The following is a 20,190-nucleotide window of genomic DNA, read 5'->3' as shown; positions in this document are numbered from 1 at the left end:
CATCATTCACCCGGCTGAAATTTCACTATATAGATAGTTAACCAGCGGGCAATAACAGCAGAAATTAATGGATGGCATCGGATGATAAATAGAGCGGCGTGAAGATAGCGCAGTGTACGCCTGAAATCCATGATTAAATATTCACCAAATTGTTAAAATAAATTAATTGTTCGAGCTTCTCTGACTCCTCCTGCGTATCTGCCCTTGTTTTTACCAGCATCCCGCCCGGGCCGACATTTGTGCCTTGGCAATGGGATAAGGCCGGTTTCACAGTCTTATCCCGCCACGTCAGAGCTGACGAGCCAATCGCAACGACCATAACCGCGCGCCAAAGACATTAACCAACAGCCCCAGCATGACCAGCAACGCGCCCAATAGCTGCCCGGTCGATAGACTTTCGCCCAGCAACAACGCTGCACTAAGGATACCGACCACCGGCACCAGCAGCGACAGCGGTGCCACCCGCCAGGTTTCATAACGCGACAGCAGGTTACCCCAGATGGCGTACCCAATCAGCGTGGAAATAAACGACAGATACATCAGCGCCAGCACAGTAGATAAGCGAATAGACGTCAGGCTGGCGACGATGGTGTCACCACCTTCGAACAGCCAGGAACAGAGCAGGAACGGGCCAACCGGAATCAGCGCACTCCACACCACCAGCGACATGGCGTTCACCGGGTGGTGGCGCATAATCTGCTTGTTGCAGATGTTGCCACAGGCCCAGGAGGCCGCCGCCGCCAGCGTCAGCAACAACGTGGTCAGCGTCATACCCGGCGACGAGGCGTTCGCTGTATTACTCTGCGCCAGCACCACCATACCCAACGCCGCGACCAGCACGCCCAGCCATTGATTCCACTGCAACCGTTCGCTCAACCACCAGGCACCCAGCATCAGGGTAAAGAATGCCTGCGCCTGGAGTACCAGCGACGCCACGCCCACCGGCATCCCCATTTTGATGGCACAGAACAGAAAGGCGAACTGCCCGAAACTGATGGTCATGCCGTATGCCGCCAGCCAGCGCAGCGGCAACGCGGGGCGCGGCACCAGCAGGATAGCGGGCAGCGCCACCAGCAAAAAGCGCAGCCCGGCCAGTAGAAACGGCGGCATGTCATGCAGGCCGATTTTCATCACCACAAAATTAATGCCCCACACCACCACCACGCACAACGCCAGCAACCGATCTTTTATTGTCATTTTTTACCCTGTCGTTAAGAACCACACCTACTGATTAACCTACTGGTAAATCGGTACTGCCGACAGACACAGTTGCGCGCAATAACAGGTAATACAGAGCGCCGGTGTACAATCACGATATCCGGTTTCATCACGATATCCGGTTACAACCGCCACATCCGGTTTAAGAGAGACATCACGCCTGCCCCTTCCTTATCTCCGCACAAACGGTGTACGACAGATTGCCTGTCGCCTACGCTTCAACGTAACCTGTCGGCATCACTGCTGAATTCAGGGCTTCCCGATGTCAGACACCCCCCGCTACCGCCAGATTGCCGATCACTTCATTCGGGCCATCCAGAGCGGCACCCTGCCTGCCCATCACCGGCTCCCGTCGGTGCGGGCGCTGGCGCAGCAGCATGGCACCAGCGCCACCACGGCGATGAAAGTGCTGCGCACGCTGGAAAATGAGCATTTCGCCCTCGCACGGCCCAAATCTGGCTTTTTTGTCGCCGACACGCGCCGCAGCAACGCCATGACGGCGGTCCCACAGCCGGTCGCGCTGCCGGTGCTCGACGAACAAACCGAATTGCACCTGTCGCTGGTCGGCACCGAATGCCGGGTGCGGCTCGATTTGGCTAACGGTGATAACGCGCTCTATCCGCTGAAAAAGATGGGGCAGCTCATCCGTCAGGCCAGTTACACCAATCCGATGATGCTGGGCAACGACGTCAAAGGCAGCGGCTATTTGCCGCTAAAAGAAGAGATCGCCCGGCGGGCGTTGGATTACGGTTGCCATCTGCATCCCGACGATATTTTGATCACCAACGGTTGTATCGAGGCGCTGTCGCTGTCATTGCGGGCGGTGACCCGTAGCGGCGACGCGGTGGCGGTGCAGTCGCCCTGCTATTTCGTGCTGTTGCAGATGTTGCGCAATCTGGGGTTACGGGTAGTGGAAGTCGGGCAAGACACCAGCGGGCATATGGATGTGGACCAACTGGAGTCGCTGTTCAGCCAGCGTCAGGTGAGCGCGTTCATCTCGCTGACCAACATCAACAATCCGCTCGGCACCAGCTTGCCGGATACCTACAAGCGCCGTATCGCCGACGCAGCGGACCGGCACGGCATCGCGTTGATTGAAGACGATACCTTCGCCGATACCGCTTTCGGCGAACAACGGCCGTTTCCATTACGCGCGTTCAGCCCCAATGTGCTGCTGTGCAACGGCTTCTCCAAGACGGTCGGCCCTGGCATCCGCATCGGCTGGGTCAGCAGCGCACACTGGCAGCGCAAACTCGCCGCCCTCAAATTCACCTCCACCATGGGCACGTCGCTGACACCGCAGGTGGCGCTGGCCGAACTGTTGCGCAACGGCGGTTACGACGCTCACTTGCGCAAACTACGCCGCGAACTGGCGCGCCAGGTTGCCCGGCTGCGTCAGGCGGTGCTGCATGACTTCCCGGCAGGCACTCAAGTCTCGCAACCGGAAGGCGGCTACGCCATCTGGGTCACGCTGCCGCCGGGCTGCTGCTCATCGCGCGATCTGTTTTCCCGCGCCCGGCAGCAGGGCATCGGCATCGCGCCGGGGCACATTTTCGCCACCGACCGGCGTTACGACCACTGCCTGCGGCTCAACGCTGGTTTCGGCTGGAATGAAGAGGTACACGAGGCTATTCAACTGCTGGCGCGTTGGGTGCGGGAGAGCAAGTCAGAGGCGTAATGCGGCAAAGGTTGCTATGTACAGGGAAATGGAGCCTGGAAACTGCGCTCGGTGACGGATCTGGACGAGATGTTTACCAAAAATAACGGATAACGGCTAAAAACACTCAGCCGATGCTGCGTATAAAAAAACAGCCCCGATTTTAGCCGGGGCTGTTTTTATTTCACCACCAGCGTCAGCTTACCTGACTGTCTTCCTGTTCCACCGCAAAGCAGGCGACCAGTTGCTCGCCGTGCGGTTTCAGTTGCGGCTGCAACTGGGTGCAGGTGCCGAAACGGTGCTGGCAGCGGGCGTTGAAGGCGCAGCCCGGCGGCGGACTGAGCGGGCTTGGCAGCTCGCCGGTCAGCTTGATGCGTTCGCGGCGGGCATCCGGGTTCAGGCGCGGCGTGGCGGACAACAGCGCCTGGGTATACGGGTGGCGCGGGTTGCTGAAAATGGCGTCTTTGCTGCCTTTCTCCACGCAGCGGCCCAGATACATCACCATCACTTCATCAGCAATGTGCTCCACCACCGACAGATCGTGGGAGATGAATACGTAAGACAGCCCCAAATCCTGCTGCAAATCCATCATCAGGTTCAGTACCTGCGCGCGTACCGACACGTCCAGCGCGGACACCGGTTCGTCGGCGATCACCACGTCCGGGTCCAGCATCAGACCGCGGGCGATGGCGATACGCTGGCGCTGGCCGCCGGAAAACATGTGTGGATAGCGGTCGTAGTGCTCGGTTTTCAGGCCCACTTTCGCCATCATCGCCAGCGCTTTTTCACGGCGTTCCGCCTTGGTGAGATCGGTGTTGATCACCAGCGGTTCTTCCAGAATCTGACCTACCTTCTTGCGCGGGTTGAGCGACGCGTAGGGGTTCTGGAACACGATCTGAATTTTCTGCCGACGCAGCTTCTGCGCCGCCGGGTCCGGCTTGAGCAGGTCCTGCCCTTGATAGTACAGCTCGCCGTGCGACGGGGTTTCAATCATGGTCAGCAGGCGGCCCAGCGTCGACTTGCCGCAACCGGACTCGCCCACCACCGCCAGCGTCTTGCCGCGCTCCAGCGTAAAGGACACGCCGTCCAGCGCTTTCACCAGTCGCTCCGGTGCGAACAGCCCTTTTTTCACCGGGTAGTGTTTTTTCAAATCAATCGCTTCGAGCAGGTACGGCTGCCCGGCGGCATTCATGGTCTGGCTCATACGGTTGGCCTCCCCGCATCATCCAGCGGTGTATGACATTTCACCTGACGACCGGGGATATCCCGCATCTCAGGCTCTTCCTGACGGCAACGATCGCTGGCGTACGGGCAGCGCGGATTGAGCAAACAACCGTTCGGCCGGTCATACTTGCCCGGCACCACGCCAGGCAGCGACGCCAGGCGGGACTTGTCCACCGCGAATTCCGGCAGCGCACGCAGCAGCGCCTGGGTATAGGGGTGACGTGGAGCGCGGAAAATGTCCGCCGCTTTGCCAGATTCCACCACCTGCCCGGCGTACATCACGATGATGTGGTGCGCCGCTTCCGCCACCAGCGCCAGATCGTGGGTAATCAGGATCAGCGCCATGTTCTCTTTCTGCTGCAACTCCAGCAGCAGTTCGATGATTTGCGCCTGAATGGTCACGTCCAGCGCCGTCGTCGGTTCGTCGGCGATCAACAGCTTCGGTCGGCAGGCAATCGCCATCGCGATCATCACGCGCTGGCTCATCCCACCCGACAGTTGGTGCGGATACACATCCAGCCGCGATTCCGGGTCAGGAATCCCCACCTGATTCAACAGGTCGATCGCCCGCTGACGACGGGTTTTACGGTTACCGCCCTGATGCACCTTGATGGCTTCCATAATCTGGAAACCCACGGTGTAGCAGGGGTTGAGGCTGGTCATCGGGTCCTGGAAGATCATCGCCACTTCCGCCCCCACCAGTTGACGCCGTTCCTTGTCGGACAGCGTCTGCAGGTCGCGCTGGTTGAACTCCAGCCGGTCGGCCATCACCTTGCCGGGGAAATCAATCAACCCCATGATCGCCAGCGAACTGACGGATTTGCCGGAGCCGGACTCGCCGACGATGCCGACCACCTGCCCTTGCTCCACCTGATAGCTGATGCGGTCTACCGCGCGAAACGGCAGCCCCTCGTCGCCAAAGTGCACCGACAGTTTTTCTACGTTGAGTAACGCCATCTCTTTACCTCTATCACTGCTTGCTCTGTCACTGCTTGAGTTTGGGGTCGAGAGCATCACGCAGGCCGTCCCCCATCAGGTTAAATGCCAATACCGTCAGCAGAATCGCCAGACCGGGGAACGTCACCACCCACCAGGCGCTCTGCGCAAACTGCAGCACGTCGGAGAGCATGGTGCCCCATTCCGGTGTGGGCGGCTGTGCGCCCATGCCGAGGAACCCAAGCGCGGCCATGTCGAGAATGGCGTTGGAAAAACCCATCGATGCCTGGACGATCAACGGCGCCAGACAGTTAGGGAAAATGTTGACGAACATCTGGCGCAGCGGACCGGCGCCCGCCACGCGCGAAGCGGTGACGTAGTCGCGGTTGACTTCCACCAGTACTGCGGCGCGAGTCAGGCGCACATAGTGCGGCAGTGACACGAAGGTCAACGCCAGCGACGCATTGACGATGGACGGCCCGAAAATCGCCACCAGCACCAGCGCCAGCAGCAGGCTCGGCAGCGCCAGCATGATATCCACCAGACGCATGATGGCAGCATCGACCGCACCGCCGAAGTAACCGGCAACCAGACCGAAGACGACGCCGAGAACCAGCGACATCACCACCACCAGGCAACCCACCAGCAGCGACAGACGTGCGCCGTACATCAGGCGCGACAGCACATCGCGGCCCACATCGTCAGTTCCCAGAATGTACTGCCAGCTGCCGCCTTCCTGCCAGACCGGCGGTTTCAGCAGTGCATCGCGGAACTGCTCAGCCGGTGAATGCGGTGCCAGCACGCTGGCACCAACCGCCACCACCAGCATCAGAATGATGTAAACCAGGCCGACCACGGCCCCTTTGTTACGTTTGAAATAGTGCCAGAACTCCTGCAACGGGGTCATCGGCTTTGGCGCAGTCGTCGCTGCGGATTCGGTAACGTGAGTCATCTCCGCTTCCCCTTATTTCTTATGCCGGATACGCGGATTCACCACGCCGTAGAGCACATCTACCAGCAGGTTCACCAGAATAATCATGGTAGCGACCAGCAATACCCCGCTCTGCACCACCGGATAGTCACGGCGCTGCAACGCATCGATCAGCCAGCGGCCCAGCCCCGGCCAGGAGAAAATGGTTTCGGTCAGGATCGCCCCGGCCAGCATGGTGCCCACCTGTAAACCGATCACCGTCACCACTGGCAGCATGGCGTTGCGTAACGCATGAACCACAATCACCCGCAGGCGACTCAGCCCCTTGGCGCGCGCGGTACGGATATAGTCCTCGCCCAGCACTTCCAGCATCGCCGAGCGCGTCATACGCACAATCACCGCCAGCGGAATGGTGCCGAGCACAATCGCCGGAAGTACCATGTGCATCACGGCATCTTTGAAGTCGCCTTCCGCACCCCAGATTAAGGTGTCTACCAACATAAAGCCGGTTAACGGCAGGGAATCATCCAGAAATAAGGTGTCGCCCACCCGGCCAGATACCGGCGTCAGGTTCAACTGCACCGATACCAGCATGATCAGCATCATGCCCCACCAGAAAATCGGCATGGAGTAGCCGGTCAGCGCCACGCTGACTGCGGTATGGTCGAACATGGAACCGCGCTTGACCGCCGCCAGCACCCCGACAGGAATACCGACGATCACCGCGAAAATCATCGCGCAGACGCCCAGTTCCAGCGTGGCTTTGAACCGCGGCACAAACTCATCCCAGACCGGTATGCGGCTCTTCAGGGACATGCCCAGATCGCCATGCAGCACACCGTTGATGTAGTGGAAGTATTGCTCCCAGAGAGGCTTGTCCAGCCCCAGTTCCGCCATCAGTTGCGCGTGGCGCTCCGGAGAAATACCGCGCTCTCCTGCCATGATCATCACCGGGTCGCCGGGGATCAGGTGCACGAAAGCGAAAGTCAGTAGGGTAATACCGATAAACGTTGGGATAACCAGCCCCAAACGACGGAGTATGAACTGCAACATATCCCGAACTCTCTGTGCTTTCTCTTATTAGAGATAAAGGGCCCGATGGTGCTCGCCATCGAACCTGACATTGCTCACTGCGTTAAAACGGGCGTTGAAGCGCTCCCCTGCCGTTCTCCTACAGAAGAAACAACAGGGGCGATAGCGCTGCCATCGCCCATAAAGGTGACGTGATAAGTAATTAATCTACTGATACGTGATTGAAGCTGTGCACGCCGCGTGGCTCGATAACGTAGCCTTTGACGTTTTTACGAATCGGCTCATACACGGTGGAATGCGCCACGATCAATGCCGGAGCCTGATCGTGCATCACCACCTGAGCCTGTTTGTACAGTTCAATACGTTTAGCTTGATCGGACACCGCACGGGCCGGTTGAATCAGGTCTTCAAACGGCTTGTAGCACCACTTGGAGTAGTTGGAGCCTTTCTTCGCCGCGTCGCAGCTGAACAACGTCGCCAGGAAGTTATCCGGATCCCCATTGTCGCCGGTCCAGCCCATCAGCACGGTCTGGTGTTCACCGGCTTTGGCGCGTTTGAGATACTCACCCCACTCGTAGGTGACGATCTTGGCTTTCACGCCCACTTTCGCCCAGTCAGCCTGAATCATCTCCGCCATGCGGCGGGCATTCGGGTTGTACGGACGCTGTACCGGCATCGCCCACAGGTCGATTTCAAAACCGTTTTCCAGACCCGCTTCCTTCAGCAACGCCTTGGCTTTGGCCGGATCGTAAGCGTAATCCTTAACGTCGTCGTTATAGCCCCACATGGTCGGCGGAATCAGGTTTTTCGCAGCCTGACCGGCACCCTGATAAACCGCGTCGATGATCGCCTGCTTGTTCACCGCGTAAGTCAGCGCCTGACGCACTTTCACGTTATCCAGCGGTTTCTTCTCGACGTTGAACGACAGGTAACCCACGTTCAGGCCCGGCTTCTGCAACAGTTCGATGTTTTTGTCCTGCTTCATGCTGGCCAGGTCCGCCGGGTTCGGGTACGGCATCACCTGACATTCGTCTTTCTGCAACTTGGCATAACGCACGGAAGCATCCGGGGTAATGGAGAAGACCAAACGGTCGATACCCGGCTTGGTGCCCCAGAAGCTGTCAAAACGCTTATAGAGAATGCGGGAATCTTTCTGATACTGCTGCAACTGGAACGGACCGGTGCCGATCGGATCCAGGTCGATTTTCTCCGGCGTACCGGCTTTCAACATTTTGTCGCCGTACTCGGCGGACATGATGGAGGCAAAGTCCATCGCCAGGTCGGCCAGGAACGGCGCTTCAGCGTGGGTCAGTTGGAAGCGGACGGTATAGTCATCCACTTTCTCGATTTTGCTGATCAGGTCATTCATCCCCATGCCTTCAAAGTATTCGTAGCTGCCGCCGGAAACTTTGTGGAACGGGTGGTTGGCATCCAACTGACGCTGGAAGGAGAACAGCACGTCGTCAGCGTTGAAGGTACGGCTCGGTTTGAATTCTTTACTGTCCTGCCACTTCACACCTTTACGCAGATGGAAGGTATAGGTTTTACCGTCGGCGCTGATATCCCATTTTTCGGCCAGACCCGGCTCGATTTCGGTAGTACCGTTCTTGAATTCGACCAGACGGTTGTAAATAGGAATGGAGCTGGCGTCAAAAGTCGTGCCGGATGTGAACAGCTGTGGGTTAAAACCTTCCGGGGAACCTTCTGAGCAATACACCAGGGTTTTTGCCTGTACACCGGCAGCAATAGACAGCGCCAGCAAACCAAGGCTGAGTTTCAGCACCCTTGATTTCATCAGGGATTTAGCCATTACATGAACTCCATTGTGGATGTTGTGTGTCAGTCAGACCTGTTGTTGTCATCGCGATTGTCGTCGTCATGACGGTTGTCATTGCAACATGGCTATCGCGATTGGGGTTATCGCGATGGTTTTTATCGCGGTGGTCTGTACTTTTTTTGTTTCAGCCCGAGGAACGTGTCCAGAGACTGATGTAATAGTAAACAGGGAGAGACAACAGTGCGGGACAAGCAGGAAAACCCCCACTAGCCCTGTCAGATCAACCATAATGATTCCAGGTACTCTGCTGCCCTCCTCCTTGTGACGCCCACAATGTGTCAACAGATCACAATCGCGTCAATATAACCTGTTAGGATTTACAAACAGAAACCACAAAATCATCATGGTATAAAATTAGCTTAAATCGCCACTTTATTGGTGATAAAGTCCGAAAAATGACAATAAAGCAACAGGTAACACCACAAGAACACCATCATGTAATAATTATCACCACATAAGAACTCATAGGAAAATCCTCTCGAATGGTGAATTACTGCACAATAAAGCGTGTTAAAAAGGTTAAAATCAGGTGAAAATACTGACAAAACCCTGATAGGGATGATGTATTCCTATCATCCGTGTTACCCGTTCTGTAACTATTTGCGCACTATAAAAAAACTTTATACCACCGCAGCAAAAGCACCGAGCACATCGGTCGGATGACCGTCGTACCGCGCTCGCTGGTTTCTTCCCCGCCGCTCACAGTATGGCAGAAAATGGCGATGCTGCCGGATAGCAACGATCTCGCCGACATAATCCCAGTTTCAATCATTACATCTCCCTGGAATTTTATTTATATAACTTTTTAAATTTTATTTTTTATTTATCCCTGCCGTGGTAATTTCACATGACTAAAACCAATTACACAGCTAAAACTAACCCGCCTATCTAAATAATCTCACCACAACACTCACAAATTAATTTTAATTACAAAACTTCGAATTAAGTTATTTAAAAGCGAATTGCAGTGGGCTTCACAATTCCCCCATATTTGTAGTGAATGGCTATTATTTTTAACATTTCCTCATGCTAGATTACCTAAAGAACATGCTGGAATAAAAATAACATCGCCTTTTCCCTTTGATGGTGTGTCGCATGGCTGTTGCGCTTTGCGCTCATAACACAATTTTCCACGTCTTGCAGAGCAAGCTTCTTATCTCTGTCCTATGCCGCTACAACAGGGTGAATATAATGAAAAACATTGAAACTGAAATCATGAGTGATAACACACTCGCCACCGCCTCACCATCAAGCTTACTGGAAAGCTTAAATAAAACTCGCATTGGTGCCGTGCCCTTTATTCTTTTTCTGGTCATTTCCACTGTCGTATTTATTGCGGCCTATGCCAGTTTTTTGCCTAAAAACATGATCGGCGGATTCGCCGTTATTATGACCATGGGATTCCTGCTGGCGCATATCGGCCAGCGTATTCCAGTATTGAAAGAAATCGGCGGCCCGGCGATTCTCTGCCTGATGGTGCCGTCCATTCTGGTGTATTTTCATCTGTTTAACGCCAACACGCTGGATACCGTCAAGCTGTTGATGAAAGACGCCAATTTCCTCTACTTCGTCATCGCCAGTCTGGTGGTGGGCAGCATCCTCGGTATGAACCGCGTCATCCTGATTCAGGGCATGATCCGCATGTTCATTCCGCTGGTGGTAGGCACCGCCACCGCGGTGGTGACCGGCCTGCTGGTGGGTAAACTGTTTGGCTACAGCTTCTATCACACCTTCTTCTTCATCATCGTGCCGATTATCGGCGGCGGCATCGGCGAAGGCATTCTGCCGCTGTCACTGGCCTATTCCGCCATCCTCGGTCAGGCTCCAGACGTGTACGTCGCCCAGTTAGTGCCTGCTGCCGTTGTCGGTAACATTTTTGCCATCGTCTGCGCGGGTGTACTGGCGCGCATCGGCGTATGGCGCAGTGACCTGAACGGTAACGGTAATCTGGTGCGTAACGAAACCGATAACGCGCTGTTTGCGGTGAAAGACACGCCGAAAACGGTAGATTTCCATCTGATGGGGGGTGGTCTGCTGCTGATCTGTACCTTCTTCATCGTTGGCGGGTTGTTTGAAAAAGTGCTGCATATCCCCGGCCCGGTACTGATGATTCTGATCGCGGTGCTGTGCAAATACGGCCGTGTTATCCCGTCCAGCATGGAAACCGGTGCCAACAGCTTCTACAAGTTTGTATCCAGTTCGCTGGTGTGGCCGTTGATGATCGGCCTGGGCATGTTGTACGTGCCGCTGGAAAGCGTGGTAGCGGTGTTCTCCGTCGGCTACGTGGTGGTGTGCGGTTCCGTGGTGCTCTCAATGGCGTTGATCAGCTTCTTCATCGCGCCGTACCTGAAGATGTACCCGGTTGAAGCCTCCATCGTGACCAGTTGCCACAGTGGTCTGGGTGGCACCGGCGACGTGGCGATCCTGTCCGCATCCAACCGTATGTCGCTGATGCCGTTCGCACAAATCGCCACCCGTATCGGCGGTGCCTCCACCGTGATCGCCGCCACCCTGCTGCTCGGTTGGTTGGTGTAATACGCCAAGCGGTTCATACGAAAAAGGCCACGGATACCGTGGCCTTTTTCGTTTTAGCGTTATTCGCAGTACTGTCGCAACGCGTCCTGCTTTTCTGGCAGCAACCGGTAAAGGTAGACCGGGCGGCCGGTGGAACCGTAGAGAATGTTGGTGTCGAGAATGCCGGTATCCGCAAGATAGATCAGGTATTTACGGCAGGATACGCGGGAAATACCAATGGCGTTAGCCAGCATTTCGGTGGAAAACTCCGCCCCCTGATTGCCCTCAACCCATTCGCAAACGGTGCGCAGCGTCAGGCTGGTCAGCCCTTTCGGCAGCTTCTTGCGCTCCACCGTCGGGGTGCCGCTGGTGCGACGAATCAGGTTATCGATGTCCGACTGCGCGACAAACTCACGGTGTTTGAGCAGGTTAGCCTCTTCCCGATAGGCGGTCAGCGCCTGTTCGAAGCGGGCGAACTGGAATGGCTTGATCAGATAATCCACCACACCGTAATGCAGCGCTTTCTTGATGGTATACACGTCGCTGGCCGATGAAATGATGATCACGTCCGTGTGTTCGCTGAATTCACGAATCGTGGGCAGCAAATCCAAACCGTTATCCTGCTGCATATAGATATCCAGCAGCACCAGATCGATCTCGCAGTCAGGTTGCATCAGCAGATTTCGCGCCTGCTGCAACGTCGGCACCGTCGCGTAGCAGCTAAACCCGGAAATCTGATTCAGATAACACTTATTCAACTCCGCCACCATGGCGTCGTCATCGACGATCAGTACATTTATCATGGTCAAACTGCCTTAATCATGGTCAAACTGCCTTGCTTGATAAGGGATATTCACAAAAAACTGGGTGTAAACGTCCGGTTCGGATTCAAAATCGATGGTTCCACCGATTTTTTCCAGACTCTGCCGAGTGAGGTACAGGCCGATACCGCGTCCGGTGCCTTTGGTGGAAAATCCCTCCTGATAAATACGCTGCTGAATATCCAGCGCAATACCCGGACCATCGTCACTCACCGTACAGTGTAACTGCCCATCCTGATGATGGAAGGTCACGGCGATCTCGCGGTTTTCCAGACCGGACAAGGCATCCATCGCGTTTTCGATCAGATTGCCCAGCACGGTGATCAGCTCATTGGTGGCCTGAGAATCGTCAGTATCCGGCAACAGACTGTCTTCGCTGATGGACAGCGTAACACCCAAATCCCGCGCCCGATTGATTTTACCCAACAGGAACCCGGCAATCACCGGAGATTTAACTTTTCGGATAATCGAACCGATTTCCGCCTGATAATTATTGGCGGTTTTTAAAATATATTCTTCCAGTTGCGGGTAATATTTTAAATGTAACATCCCGAGAATCACATGCAGCTTGTTCATAAACTCGTGTGACTGGGCGCGCAGGGCGTCGGCGTAATACGACATCCCGGTCAGGCGCTGCAACAGCTGGCTGACTTCCGTTTTATCGCGGAAAGTGGCGATGGCACCGATAATATCGCCCTTCACCACCACCGGCACAGTGTTGATCAGCAACAGATTGCCGTTGAAATTGATTTCCTCATCCTGTCGCGGTGCACCGGTTTCCAGCACCTTTTCCAGATTCATCAGCGCTGGCCAACGGCTGATGGTGCTGCCGATCGCCAGCGTTTCGCCAGACCCATGCTGGCTAAACAACCGCTTGGCTTCGTCGTTGATGATGGTGACACGCAGGTCGGTATCCACCGCGATCACCCCTTCTTTGATTTGCTTGAGCATCGCGTTGCGTTGCTCGAACAGATTGGAAATTTCGAACGGTTCGAAACCCAGCATGATGCGTTTGAGGGTTTTCACCAGAAAATAGGTGCCGAGCAGGCCAACCAGCGCCCCGAACAGGATGGTCCAGGGAATGATCCAGCGGTTTTCGTTAATCACCGACTGCACGCTGGAGAGCGAAATCCCCACCGCCACGACCCCGAGCTGCTGGTTATTTTCGTCAAACACCGGCGTGAATACACGCAGCGCCGGGTCCAGCACCCCGCGGTTCACCGCCGTATTCTCCAGCCCCAGCAGCGCCGGATAGAGGTCATCACCGATAAAATGGCGACCAATCTGCTCAGGTTCAGGGTGGGAATGACGGATACCGTCCATGTCGGTAACGATGACGAATAACAGGTGGTTACGGCTTTTCACGTCCTCGGAGAAACGCTGTACCAGCATCGGATTGCCAATACCTTTCAGGTCATCCACCACGATCGGCGAATTAGCCACGGTGCGGGCAATGGCGAAGGCTTTATCTTTGAGGTGAGTTTCGGTCAGTTCGGTAATGCGGAAAAACAGCAGTGCATAAACCACCAGCAGCACCGAGCCAATCACCGCCGACACCATCAGAATGATCGACGTGCCTAGTTTCAGCGGTGTCTTTTTTTTACTCATCTCTCGCTCCGGAATTCGCATCATCGATCCCACTATCTTAACCTGTTCGCACTATTTCTGCGCCATTTCCACACAGAGAACAAAACCGCCGCCCATATCCGGCGGCGGCGAATCAAACAGATAGGCAAAAGACGATCACCACATCCCCAGCACTTATTACCACATCCCCAAAACCTTCCACCACAGGCTGCCGATGCCCAGCCAGATGGGAATGACCACCAGGCCAGTCAGGAAACCAATCTTCCACCAGGAACCCAGCGACAGGTAACCGCAACCGAACATGATAGGAGCCGGGCCGCCGGAGTAGTGTGTGGTCGCCATAAACAGGTTGCTGAACGCGGCAAACGCCAGCACCGTCAGTACCGGCGGCGCACCCGCTGCAATGGCGATCGACACGAAAATGGCATACATAGCACTGATATGTGCTACCGCGCTAGCCATGAAATAGTGGCTGTAGTAGTACACCAGCAGCAGCAGGCCCACCATCGGCAGCCAGTGCATCCCGGCGACAGCGTGACCAGCGATGCCACCCAGCCAGGCGATCAGCCCCATCTTGTTCAGTTGGGTCGCCAGCATCATCAGCACGGCGAACCACACCACGGTGTGCCAGGCCTCTTTCTCACCGGTTACGTCTTCCCAGCTCAACGCGCGGGTCAACAGCAACACGCTCAGGCCGCCCAAGGCGGTCAGAGTCGCGTCGATATTCAGCGTTGACCCCAACACCCAGAACACCACCAGCCCCAGGAACACGCACAACACGATCCATTCGTTGCGACTCATCGGCCCCATTTCGTGCAGGCGAGTCTTAGCCATCTCACGCATTTCCGGGGTTTTCTTCAGTTCCGGCGGGTAAAAACGGTAGAGCACCAGCGGGATGACGATCAACGACAGCAGCCCCGGCACCAGCGTTGCCGCCGCCCATTCAGTCCAGGTCAGGTGAACACCGAACTGGGTCGCCAGTTTGCTGATCAGCGGGTTACCAGCCATCGACGTCATGAACATCGCCGAGGTGATGGCGTTACACTGGAAAATGGTCTGTACCAGAAACGAGCCGATACGCCGTTGGGTGCCCTGCTCCGGCGTTGAACCGTAAGCTTCGGCGATAGAGCGGAACAGCGGGGTGATAATGCCACCACAGCGTGCGGAGGTTGACGGCATCGCCGGAGAAAACAACAGGTCGGTAAACACCAGACCATACGCTAACCCCAGGCTGCTGTTGCCGAGCTTGCTGATGAACAGAAACCCGATGCGGCGGCCGAAACCGGTTTTAATGAAGCTGCGCGAGATGAAAAAGGCGCAGGCAATCATCCAGATGGTGGGGTCGCTAAACCCAACCAGTACATCCTTAACCGACAGCAAGCCGAGCGCCGAGACGGCGGTGATGCTAAAAATAGCAATGGCCCCAAGGGGGTAAGGGGAGAGAATCAAACCGATAACCGTAGCAATAAATATTGCCAACAGGTGCCAGGCGGTAGGATTAACGCCTTCAGGAACGGGAACAAACCAAAATATAACGGCTATGCCGAGGATAATAAGAAGCTTAACTAACCTGCTGTTATTTGCAGACATACTAACACCACTCAAGATTAAAACGAAATCAGCCGCTTTTACCGGAAGTCCCGTGTTACGAGTGGAGGAGTTGTTTTATTTCTTCATCACCCTTATTTCGCCGTCCGACTATGCGGATAGCGAGTTTTCCGGCGCGCCATCACCATCTTTCATGGCGGGATACAGCCTGACAAACACAACGGGTACAGCATCAGCAAAAAAAAGACGAGAAAACGAAAAGAACAGGGTGCTTTTCTCGTCCCATCAAAATCAAGTGAAGTGATCAACGGGGAAAATAGTATTATAAAAGTGGAATAATCCACTGTTATTTTAATTACTAAACAGGTTTAATAATTTACCCTTTAAAATAAAAACGCCATTTCAAAAATAAATAATTTCGTCGTGAGATAACAAATTTAAAACATGAAATTAACGATGATGTTAATAACAATCCATTAATGAATACTGTTTTCATCACCGTTATTTATTGGTTAATTTGATTCTATTCGGGCAGGAAATAAAATAATTCTGAAGTGTTTTTCGGTATTTTCCCGTTAAATGCGGGAAATAGTCATTAGAAACTCATGTAAACCATCGCCAGCAGCCGGTGACTGGCTGAGAAAAGCGGGACAAGATGTTAAAAAAATGCCCGCGAGTCTCTCGCGGGCGGTCGATGATGGCCGGTTAAGCCTGCTCATCCTGCGCCTTCTCGTGAAGCGCAGGCGCACGGCGGCCAATGGCGATTCGCTGTGGTTGCAGCGCCTGCGGCACGTCACGAATCAGGTCAATGTGCAGCAGCCCGTGCTGAAACTGTGCGTCAGACACATGCAGGTGTTCAGCCAGCGTGAAACTCAGCGAGAACGGCTTGAACACCAGCCCCTGATGCAGGTACTGCGCCTTTTTCTCCGGCAGCGTCAGCGAACCTTTCACGGTCAGGCGCTGCCCTTCCACTTCAATATCCAGCTCTGACTGACGAAATCCAGCCAGCGCCAGCGTAATACGGTAATGGTTGTCATCGACTTTTTCGATGTTGTACGGCGGGAATTCCACCGCTTCCTGAGTGCCCATGGTGCTGGCAAGTTTGTCAAAGCCAATCCACTGACGCAGCAGGGGGGATAAATCGTAGTTGCGCATACTCATAACTCCTTCTGTGAAGCGAGATAACGGTTTCCGGCAGTAGCCGGATCGTCCCCATTCGGCGGACGAACAGATGCAGTCACTCAGAGAAACCTCTGAGATCGGTTCACGCATTGCCGCGGCGTCACACGCCAACGGCATCACGCTTATTTGATTTCGATACGACGCGGTTTCAGCGTTTCCGGGATTACCCGTTGCAGGTCGATGAACAACAAACCGTTTTCCAGGTTGGCACCGTTAATCTGAATGTGTTCCGCCAGCTGGAATTTGCGTTCGAAATTGCGCTCGGCAATGCCCTGATAAAGGTAATTGCGCGGGGTGGCGTCGCCGCTGTGCGATCCTTTGACAATCAGCATGTTGTCGTGCGCGGTGATCTCCAGTTCGCTTTCAGCGAAACCGGCCACGGCAATCGCAATGCGGTACTGGTTTTCGTCAACTAATTCAACGTTATACGGGGGATATCCACCATTTCCCTGGCTCTGACCTGCTTCCAGCAGATTAAACAGACGATCAAAACCAATAGCGGAGCGATACAGCGGGGAAAAATCGGGGTTACGCATAAACTGCCTCCTAACATGCAGCGAGGTCGAAAGATAACCGCCTTCCATTCGGACAGGCGTCAGGTACGGAGGAAAAACCCTGTCGGCGTATTTCCATCCTGTCTGATATCAATATGGTGACCCACCTCCGCTTTTCAACACGGCGAAGGAAAATTCTCTTATTCTTTCCCAGGTTCGGGTGTAATCACATACACTGGACAGCAAGCACAATTTGCTAAAATATCTGAAGGCCGTAACCCATATGCAGGACGATGCACACACCCTCAACCACGTAACCGGGAACACTCTCCTCAGGGTAGCATGATGACCATACTGAAAAATGCCTCATTGTCGTTCGTACTGTCAGGCGGGATACTGGTGACATGCAGTGGCTGTTCCAGCGTAATGACGCACTCAGGCGGCGAGCAGGGGTACTATTCCGGCACCAAATCCAGCATGACGACACTAAAAGACGAGGACACCAGTTGGGCGATGATGCCGATGGTCGCACTGGATGTGCCCTTTTCCGCCATGCTGGATACGCTGCTGTTGCCCTATGACTATTACCGCGTCCACAGCGACCACCACAACACCTCAGCCCGTGACCGTCTGGAAGAATACGAACGCCGTAAACAGGCTGACGAACCACCACCGATGATGATCCCCGTCTCGGCCAATAACGCCCGTCAGTGACTGTCCGCCTGACGACGGTGGATGAGGGTCATGGGGATCACCGCTTTATGTGGCTGTGCATCGCCGTTCAACGCCTGCTGCATCGCGGCAAACGCCTGTTCCGTCCAGGCGTCCTCGTTTTGACGCATCGACCAGAGCGTATTCGGTAAAAATCCCAACATCGCGTGTTCATCAAAGGTGCCGATATGAATGTGTGCCGGAATATAGCCATAGCGCTCGCGCACCACGCTCAGCATCCCTTCCAGCACTGGCAATGACGACGCAATGAACGCCGGTGGTGGCGCATCATGCTGGCGTAAGAACTGCTCCATCATCAGCATACCGTCTTCACGGCGGTTATGACTGGCCTCCAGCACCGCCGGGGTCAGCCCGGCCTGCTGTACCGACTGGTGATACCCGCGCAGACGGTCACGAATCGCTGGTTGTTGCACGTCGCCAGCCATAAAAAACAGTGGCGCAGCAGGCTGAGCGGCCAGCATCGCTTCCGTCAGCGCCACTCCGCCCTGTAGGTTGTCACTCATTACCAGCGGCAGTTGCTCGATGTCGAAGTCACGGTCCAGCAGCACCAGCGGCTTTTTTACCACCTTCGCGTGATGCTGAGCCGACTGTAGCGACGACGGCACCACGAATAACCCGTCGACATTACGTTGCAACAGTGCCTCTACCAGTCGGTTTTCATACTGCGGGTCACTGTAAGAACAGCTGATCATCAGTTGATAGCCCACCTCACGGCAGCGGGTTTCGAGCTTTTCAGCCAGCGTTGAAAAGAATAGGTTGGAGAGGCGGGGCACGATCAGCCCCAGCGTGTCGGTTTTGTTCAGCTTCAGGCTGCGGGCGACGTGATTGACGGTGTAACCGTACTCGGTCACGTACTGGTGGATGCGTTGCTGGGTTTTGGCGCTAATCCGATACTGTTCCGCTTTTCCATTCAGCACCAAACGTACCGTGGTCACGGACAACTTCAAGGCACTGGCAATCTGCTCAACTGTTTTCGCCATGAAACAGAATATCCCTGTGAGAACTGAAAAGAGCCAGTGTAACGGAATAACTAACTCGACGCAGCTAAAGCGCGGCCGACCCTGGCCGCGATCAATAAATCACACCTCTTTGGTCATATCCCGACGCGATGTTTCCGGTGCTTTCCAGGCAGCGAACGCCGCCACCAGCGCCGCTACCGTGACGTAAGTCGCCACCAGCGTCCAGGATTCGTTATCCAGCGACGTCAGCCCCTTGGCGATAAACGGGGTGAAACCACCTGCGACAATCGCCCCCAACTGAGCGCCAATGGACGCGCCGCTATAACGCACTTTCGGGCCGAACAGTTCGGTAAAGAACGCCGGTTGCACCGAGTTGATGGAGTTATGGGCGATGTTGATCAGCAGGATGTACCCCAGCACCATCAGCCCAAAGGAGCCGCTTTCCAGCAGATAGAAGAACGGGAATGCCATGGCTGCTGCACACAACGCGCCAAAGATATAGATCGGACGGCGGCCCACCCGGTCAGACAACGCGCCAAACAACGCGTGCATCGGGAACGCCAGCACGCAGGTCGCCATGATCACGTTAAGCATGGTCTGCTTGGGCACACCCAGTTGTACCGTAGCGTAGGACACGGCGAACACCGTCGCCAGGAAGAACGGCACGCTTTCTGCAAAACGCAGCACCATAATCAGGCAGACGCTGCGCCACTGTTTACGCAGCACTTCCACCACCGGACTTTGACGACGCACCGACGCGCTCTCACGCGCCTGCTGTTGCTGAACCTGCTGGAATACCGGCGTTTCATCCACCTTGCGGCGCATATACAACCCCACCAGCACCAGCGCCACGCTCAGCATGAACGGCACACGCCAGCCCCACGACATCAATTGGTCTTCCGGCAGCGTTGACACAATGGCGAATATGGCCGTCGCCAGCAGTTGTCCGGAAAAACCACCGGTCTGCGGGATGGAGCCAAGTAGGCCGCGACGGTTCGCAGGCGCACTTTCCACCACCATCAGCATCGCGCCGCCCCACTCGCCGCCCACCAGAAAGCCCTGCACGAAACGCAGCACCACCAGCAACACCGGTGCCCAAACGCCAATCTGGTGATACGTGGGCAGGCAGCCGATCAGAAAGGTCGATAACCCCATACCGCCAAGGGTAATCAGCAGCGTCAGTTTACGCCCCAGGGTGTCGCCCATGTGGCCGAAGAAGATACCGCCCAGTGGGCGAGCAATAAACCCTACGCCAAAGGTGGCGAACGACGCCAACATTGCCGTGAGCGGGCTGACGGTGGGAAAGAACAGTTTGCCAAACACCAGCGCGCTCGCCAGTCCGTAGAGCAGGAAATCGTAAAACTCGATGGTGTTGCCAATCCAACTGGAGATCACCACGCGGCGGATATTGGATTTATTGTGCATCGCCTGGTGTTGGGATAATTCCACGGAAATCGACATGATGTTCCTCGCTTTATGTTTTTATCGCCCTTCAGGCAAAACCATCCGGACGCCGCC

General features: G+C 55.3%; 16 protein-coding genes. 3 read left to right on the top strand and 13 right to left on the bottom strand.

Annotation, left to right across the window (positions count from 1 at the left end):
- Positions 1-288: 288 nt before the first annotated feature.
- A complete protein-coding gene (locus OB87_RS08190; protein ID WP_033568954.1) occupies positions 289-1,197 on the bottom strand; it encodes an EamA family transporter in 909 nt (302 codons plus the stop codon).
- 283 nt (positions 1,198-1,480) lie between these two features.
- Between OB87_RS08190 and OB87_RS08185 the strand changes: the two genes are divergently transcribed.
- Positions 1,481-2,896, top strand: a complete 1,416-nt coding sequence (locus OB87_RS08185) for an aminotransferase-like domain-containing protein (protein WP_033568953.1) — start codon at positions 1,481-1,483, stop codon at positions 2,894-2,896.
- A gap of 175 nt (positions 2,897-3,071) precedes the next feature.
- Here OB87_RS08185 and dppF read toward each other — a convergent pair whose 3' ends face one another.
- The 5 genes from dppF to dppA form a co-directional block, all read right to left on the bottom strand.
- Complete coding sequence (dppF, locus tag OB87_RS08180) at positions 3,072-4,067, bottom strand: dipeptide ABC transporter ATP-binding subunit DppF (RefSeq protein ID WP_395856664.1); 996 nt, start codon at positions 4,065-4,067, stop codon at positions 3,072-3,074.
- An 8-nt stretch (positions 4,068-4,075) separates the two neighbouring features.
- On the bottom strand, positions 4,076-5,056 hold the full coding sequence (gene dppD, locus OB87_RS08175; RefSeq protein ID WP_033568951.1) for a dipeptide ABC transporter ATP-binding protein: 981 nt from the start codon (positions 5,054-5,056) through the stop codon (positions 4,076-4,078).
- 28 nt (positions 5,057-5,084) lie between these two features.
- Entirely contained in the window at positions 5,085-5,987 is a 903-nt protein-coding gene (gene dppC, locus OB87_RS08170) for a dipeptide ABC transporter permease DppC (RefSeq protein ID WP_033568950.1), read from the bottom strand.
- Positions 5,988-5,999: 12 nt separating this feature from the next.
- Positions 6,000-7,019, bottom strand: coding sequence for a dipeptide ABC transporter permease DppB (gene dppB, locus OB87_RS08165; protein ID WP_033568949.1), 1,020 nt, complete (start codon positions 7,017-7,019; stop codon positions 6,000-6,002).
- 181 nt (positions 7,020-7,200) lie between these two features.
- The gene (gene dppA, locus OB87_RS08160; protein ID WP_033568948.1) at positions 7,201-8,808 is read right to left on the bottom strand and encodes a dipeptide ABC transporter periplasmic-binding protein DppA; all 1,608 of its coding nucleotides are present in this window, start codon (positions 8,806-8,808) and stop codon (positions 7,201-7,203) included.
- A gap of 1,218 nt (positions 8,809-10,026) precedes the next feature.
- Between dppA and OB87_RS08155 the strand changes: the two genes are divergently transcribed.
- Positions 10,027-11,370, top strand: a complete 1,344-nt coding sequence (locus OB87_RS08155) for a 2-hydroxycarboxylate transporter family protein (RefSeq protein ID WP_033568947.1) — start codon at positions 10,027-10,029, stop codon at positions 11,368-11,370.
- 59 nt (positions 11,371-11,429) lie between these two features.
- Here OB87_RS08155 and dcuR read toward each other — a convergent pair whose 3' ends face one another.
- The 5 genes from dcuR to ibpA form a co-directional block, all read right to left on the bottom strand.
- Positions 11,430-12,152: a two-component system response regulator DcuR gene (gene dcuR, locus OB87_RS08150; RefSeq protein WP_013315799.1), complete on the bottom strand. Its 723-nt coding sequence runs from the start codon at positions 12,150-12,152 to the stop codon at positions 11,430-11,432.
- A 12-nt stretch (positions 12,153-12,164) separates the two neighbouring features.
- Entirely contained in the window at positions 12,165-13,778 is a 1,614-nt protein-coding gene (locus OB87_RS08145) for a sensor histidine kinase (protein ID WP_033568946.1), read from the bottom strand.
- 156 nt (positions 13,779-13,934) lie between these two features.
- Positions 13,935-15,347, bottom strand: coding sequence for an anion permease (locus tag OB87_RS08140; protein WP_033568945.1), 1,413 nt, complete (start codon positions 15,345-15,347; stop codon positions 13,935-13,937).
- Between the two features lie 663 nt (positions 15,348-16,010).
- The gene (gene ibpB / locus OB87_RS08135) at positions 16,011-16,460 is read right to left on the bottom strand and encodes a small heat shock chaperone IbpB (RefSeq protein WP_033568944.1); all 450 of its coding nucleotides are present in this window, start codon (positions 16,458-16,460) and stop codon (positions 16,011-16,013) included.
- Between the two features lie 149 nt (positions 16,461-16,609).
- Positions 16,610-17,023, bottom strand: a complete 414-nt coding sequence (gene ibpA, locus OB87_RS08130) for a small heat shock chaperone IbpA (RefSeq protein ID WP_013315795.1) — start codon at positions 17,021-17,023, stop codon at positions 16,610-16,612.
- 300 nt (positions 17,024-17,323) lie between these two features.
- On the opposite strand from ibpA, the gene OB87_RS08125 reads away from it, so the two are divergent.
- Positions 17,324-17,695, top strand: coding sequence for a YceK/YidQ family lipoprotein (locus OB87_RS08125; RefSeq protein ID WP_050515674.1), 372 nt, complete (start codon positions 17,324-17,326; stop codon positions 17,693-17,695).
- Here OB87_RS08125 and OB87_RS08120 read toward each other — a convergent pair.
- Both OB87_RS08120 and OB87_RS08115 read right to left on the bottom strand, forming a co-directional pair.
- Positions 17,689-18,693 carry a LacI family DNA-binding transcriptional regulator gene (locus tag OB87_RS08120; protein WP_033568942.1) on the bottom strand — a complete coding sequence of 335 codons (1,005 nt, stop codon included), beginning with the start codon at positions 18,691-18,693 and terminating at the stop codon, positions 17,689-17,691. The genes OB87_RS08125 and OB87_RS08120 overlap by 7 nt on opposite strands.
- Before the next feature lie 99 nt (positions 18,694-18,792).
- Positions 18,793-20,133: an MFS transporter gene (locus tag OB87_RS08115; RefSeq protein ID WP_033568941.1), complete on the bottom strand. Its 1,341-nt coding sequence runs from the start codon at positions 20,131-20,133 to the stop codon at positions 18,793-18,795.
- Positions 20,134-20,190 lie beyond the last annotated feature (57 nt).

Origin of the sequence: Dickeya undicola (assembly GCF_000784735.1) — a bacterium.
Lineage (GTDB): Bacteria > Pseudomonadota > Gammaproteobacteria > Enterobacterales > Enterobacteriaceae > Dickeya > Dickeya undicola.
Note: the sequence above shows the minus strand (reverse complement) of the source record. Positions and strands in the feature narration are given on the sequence as shown.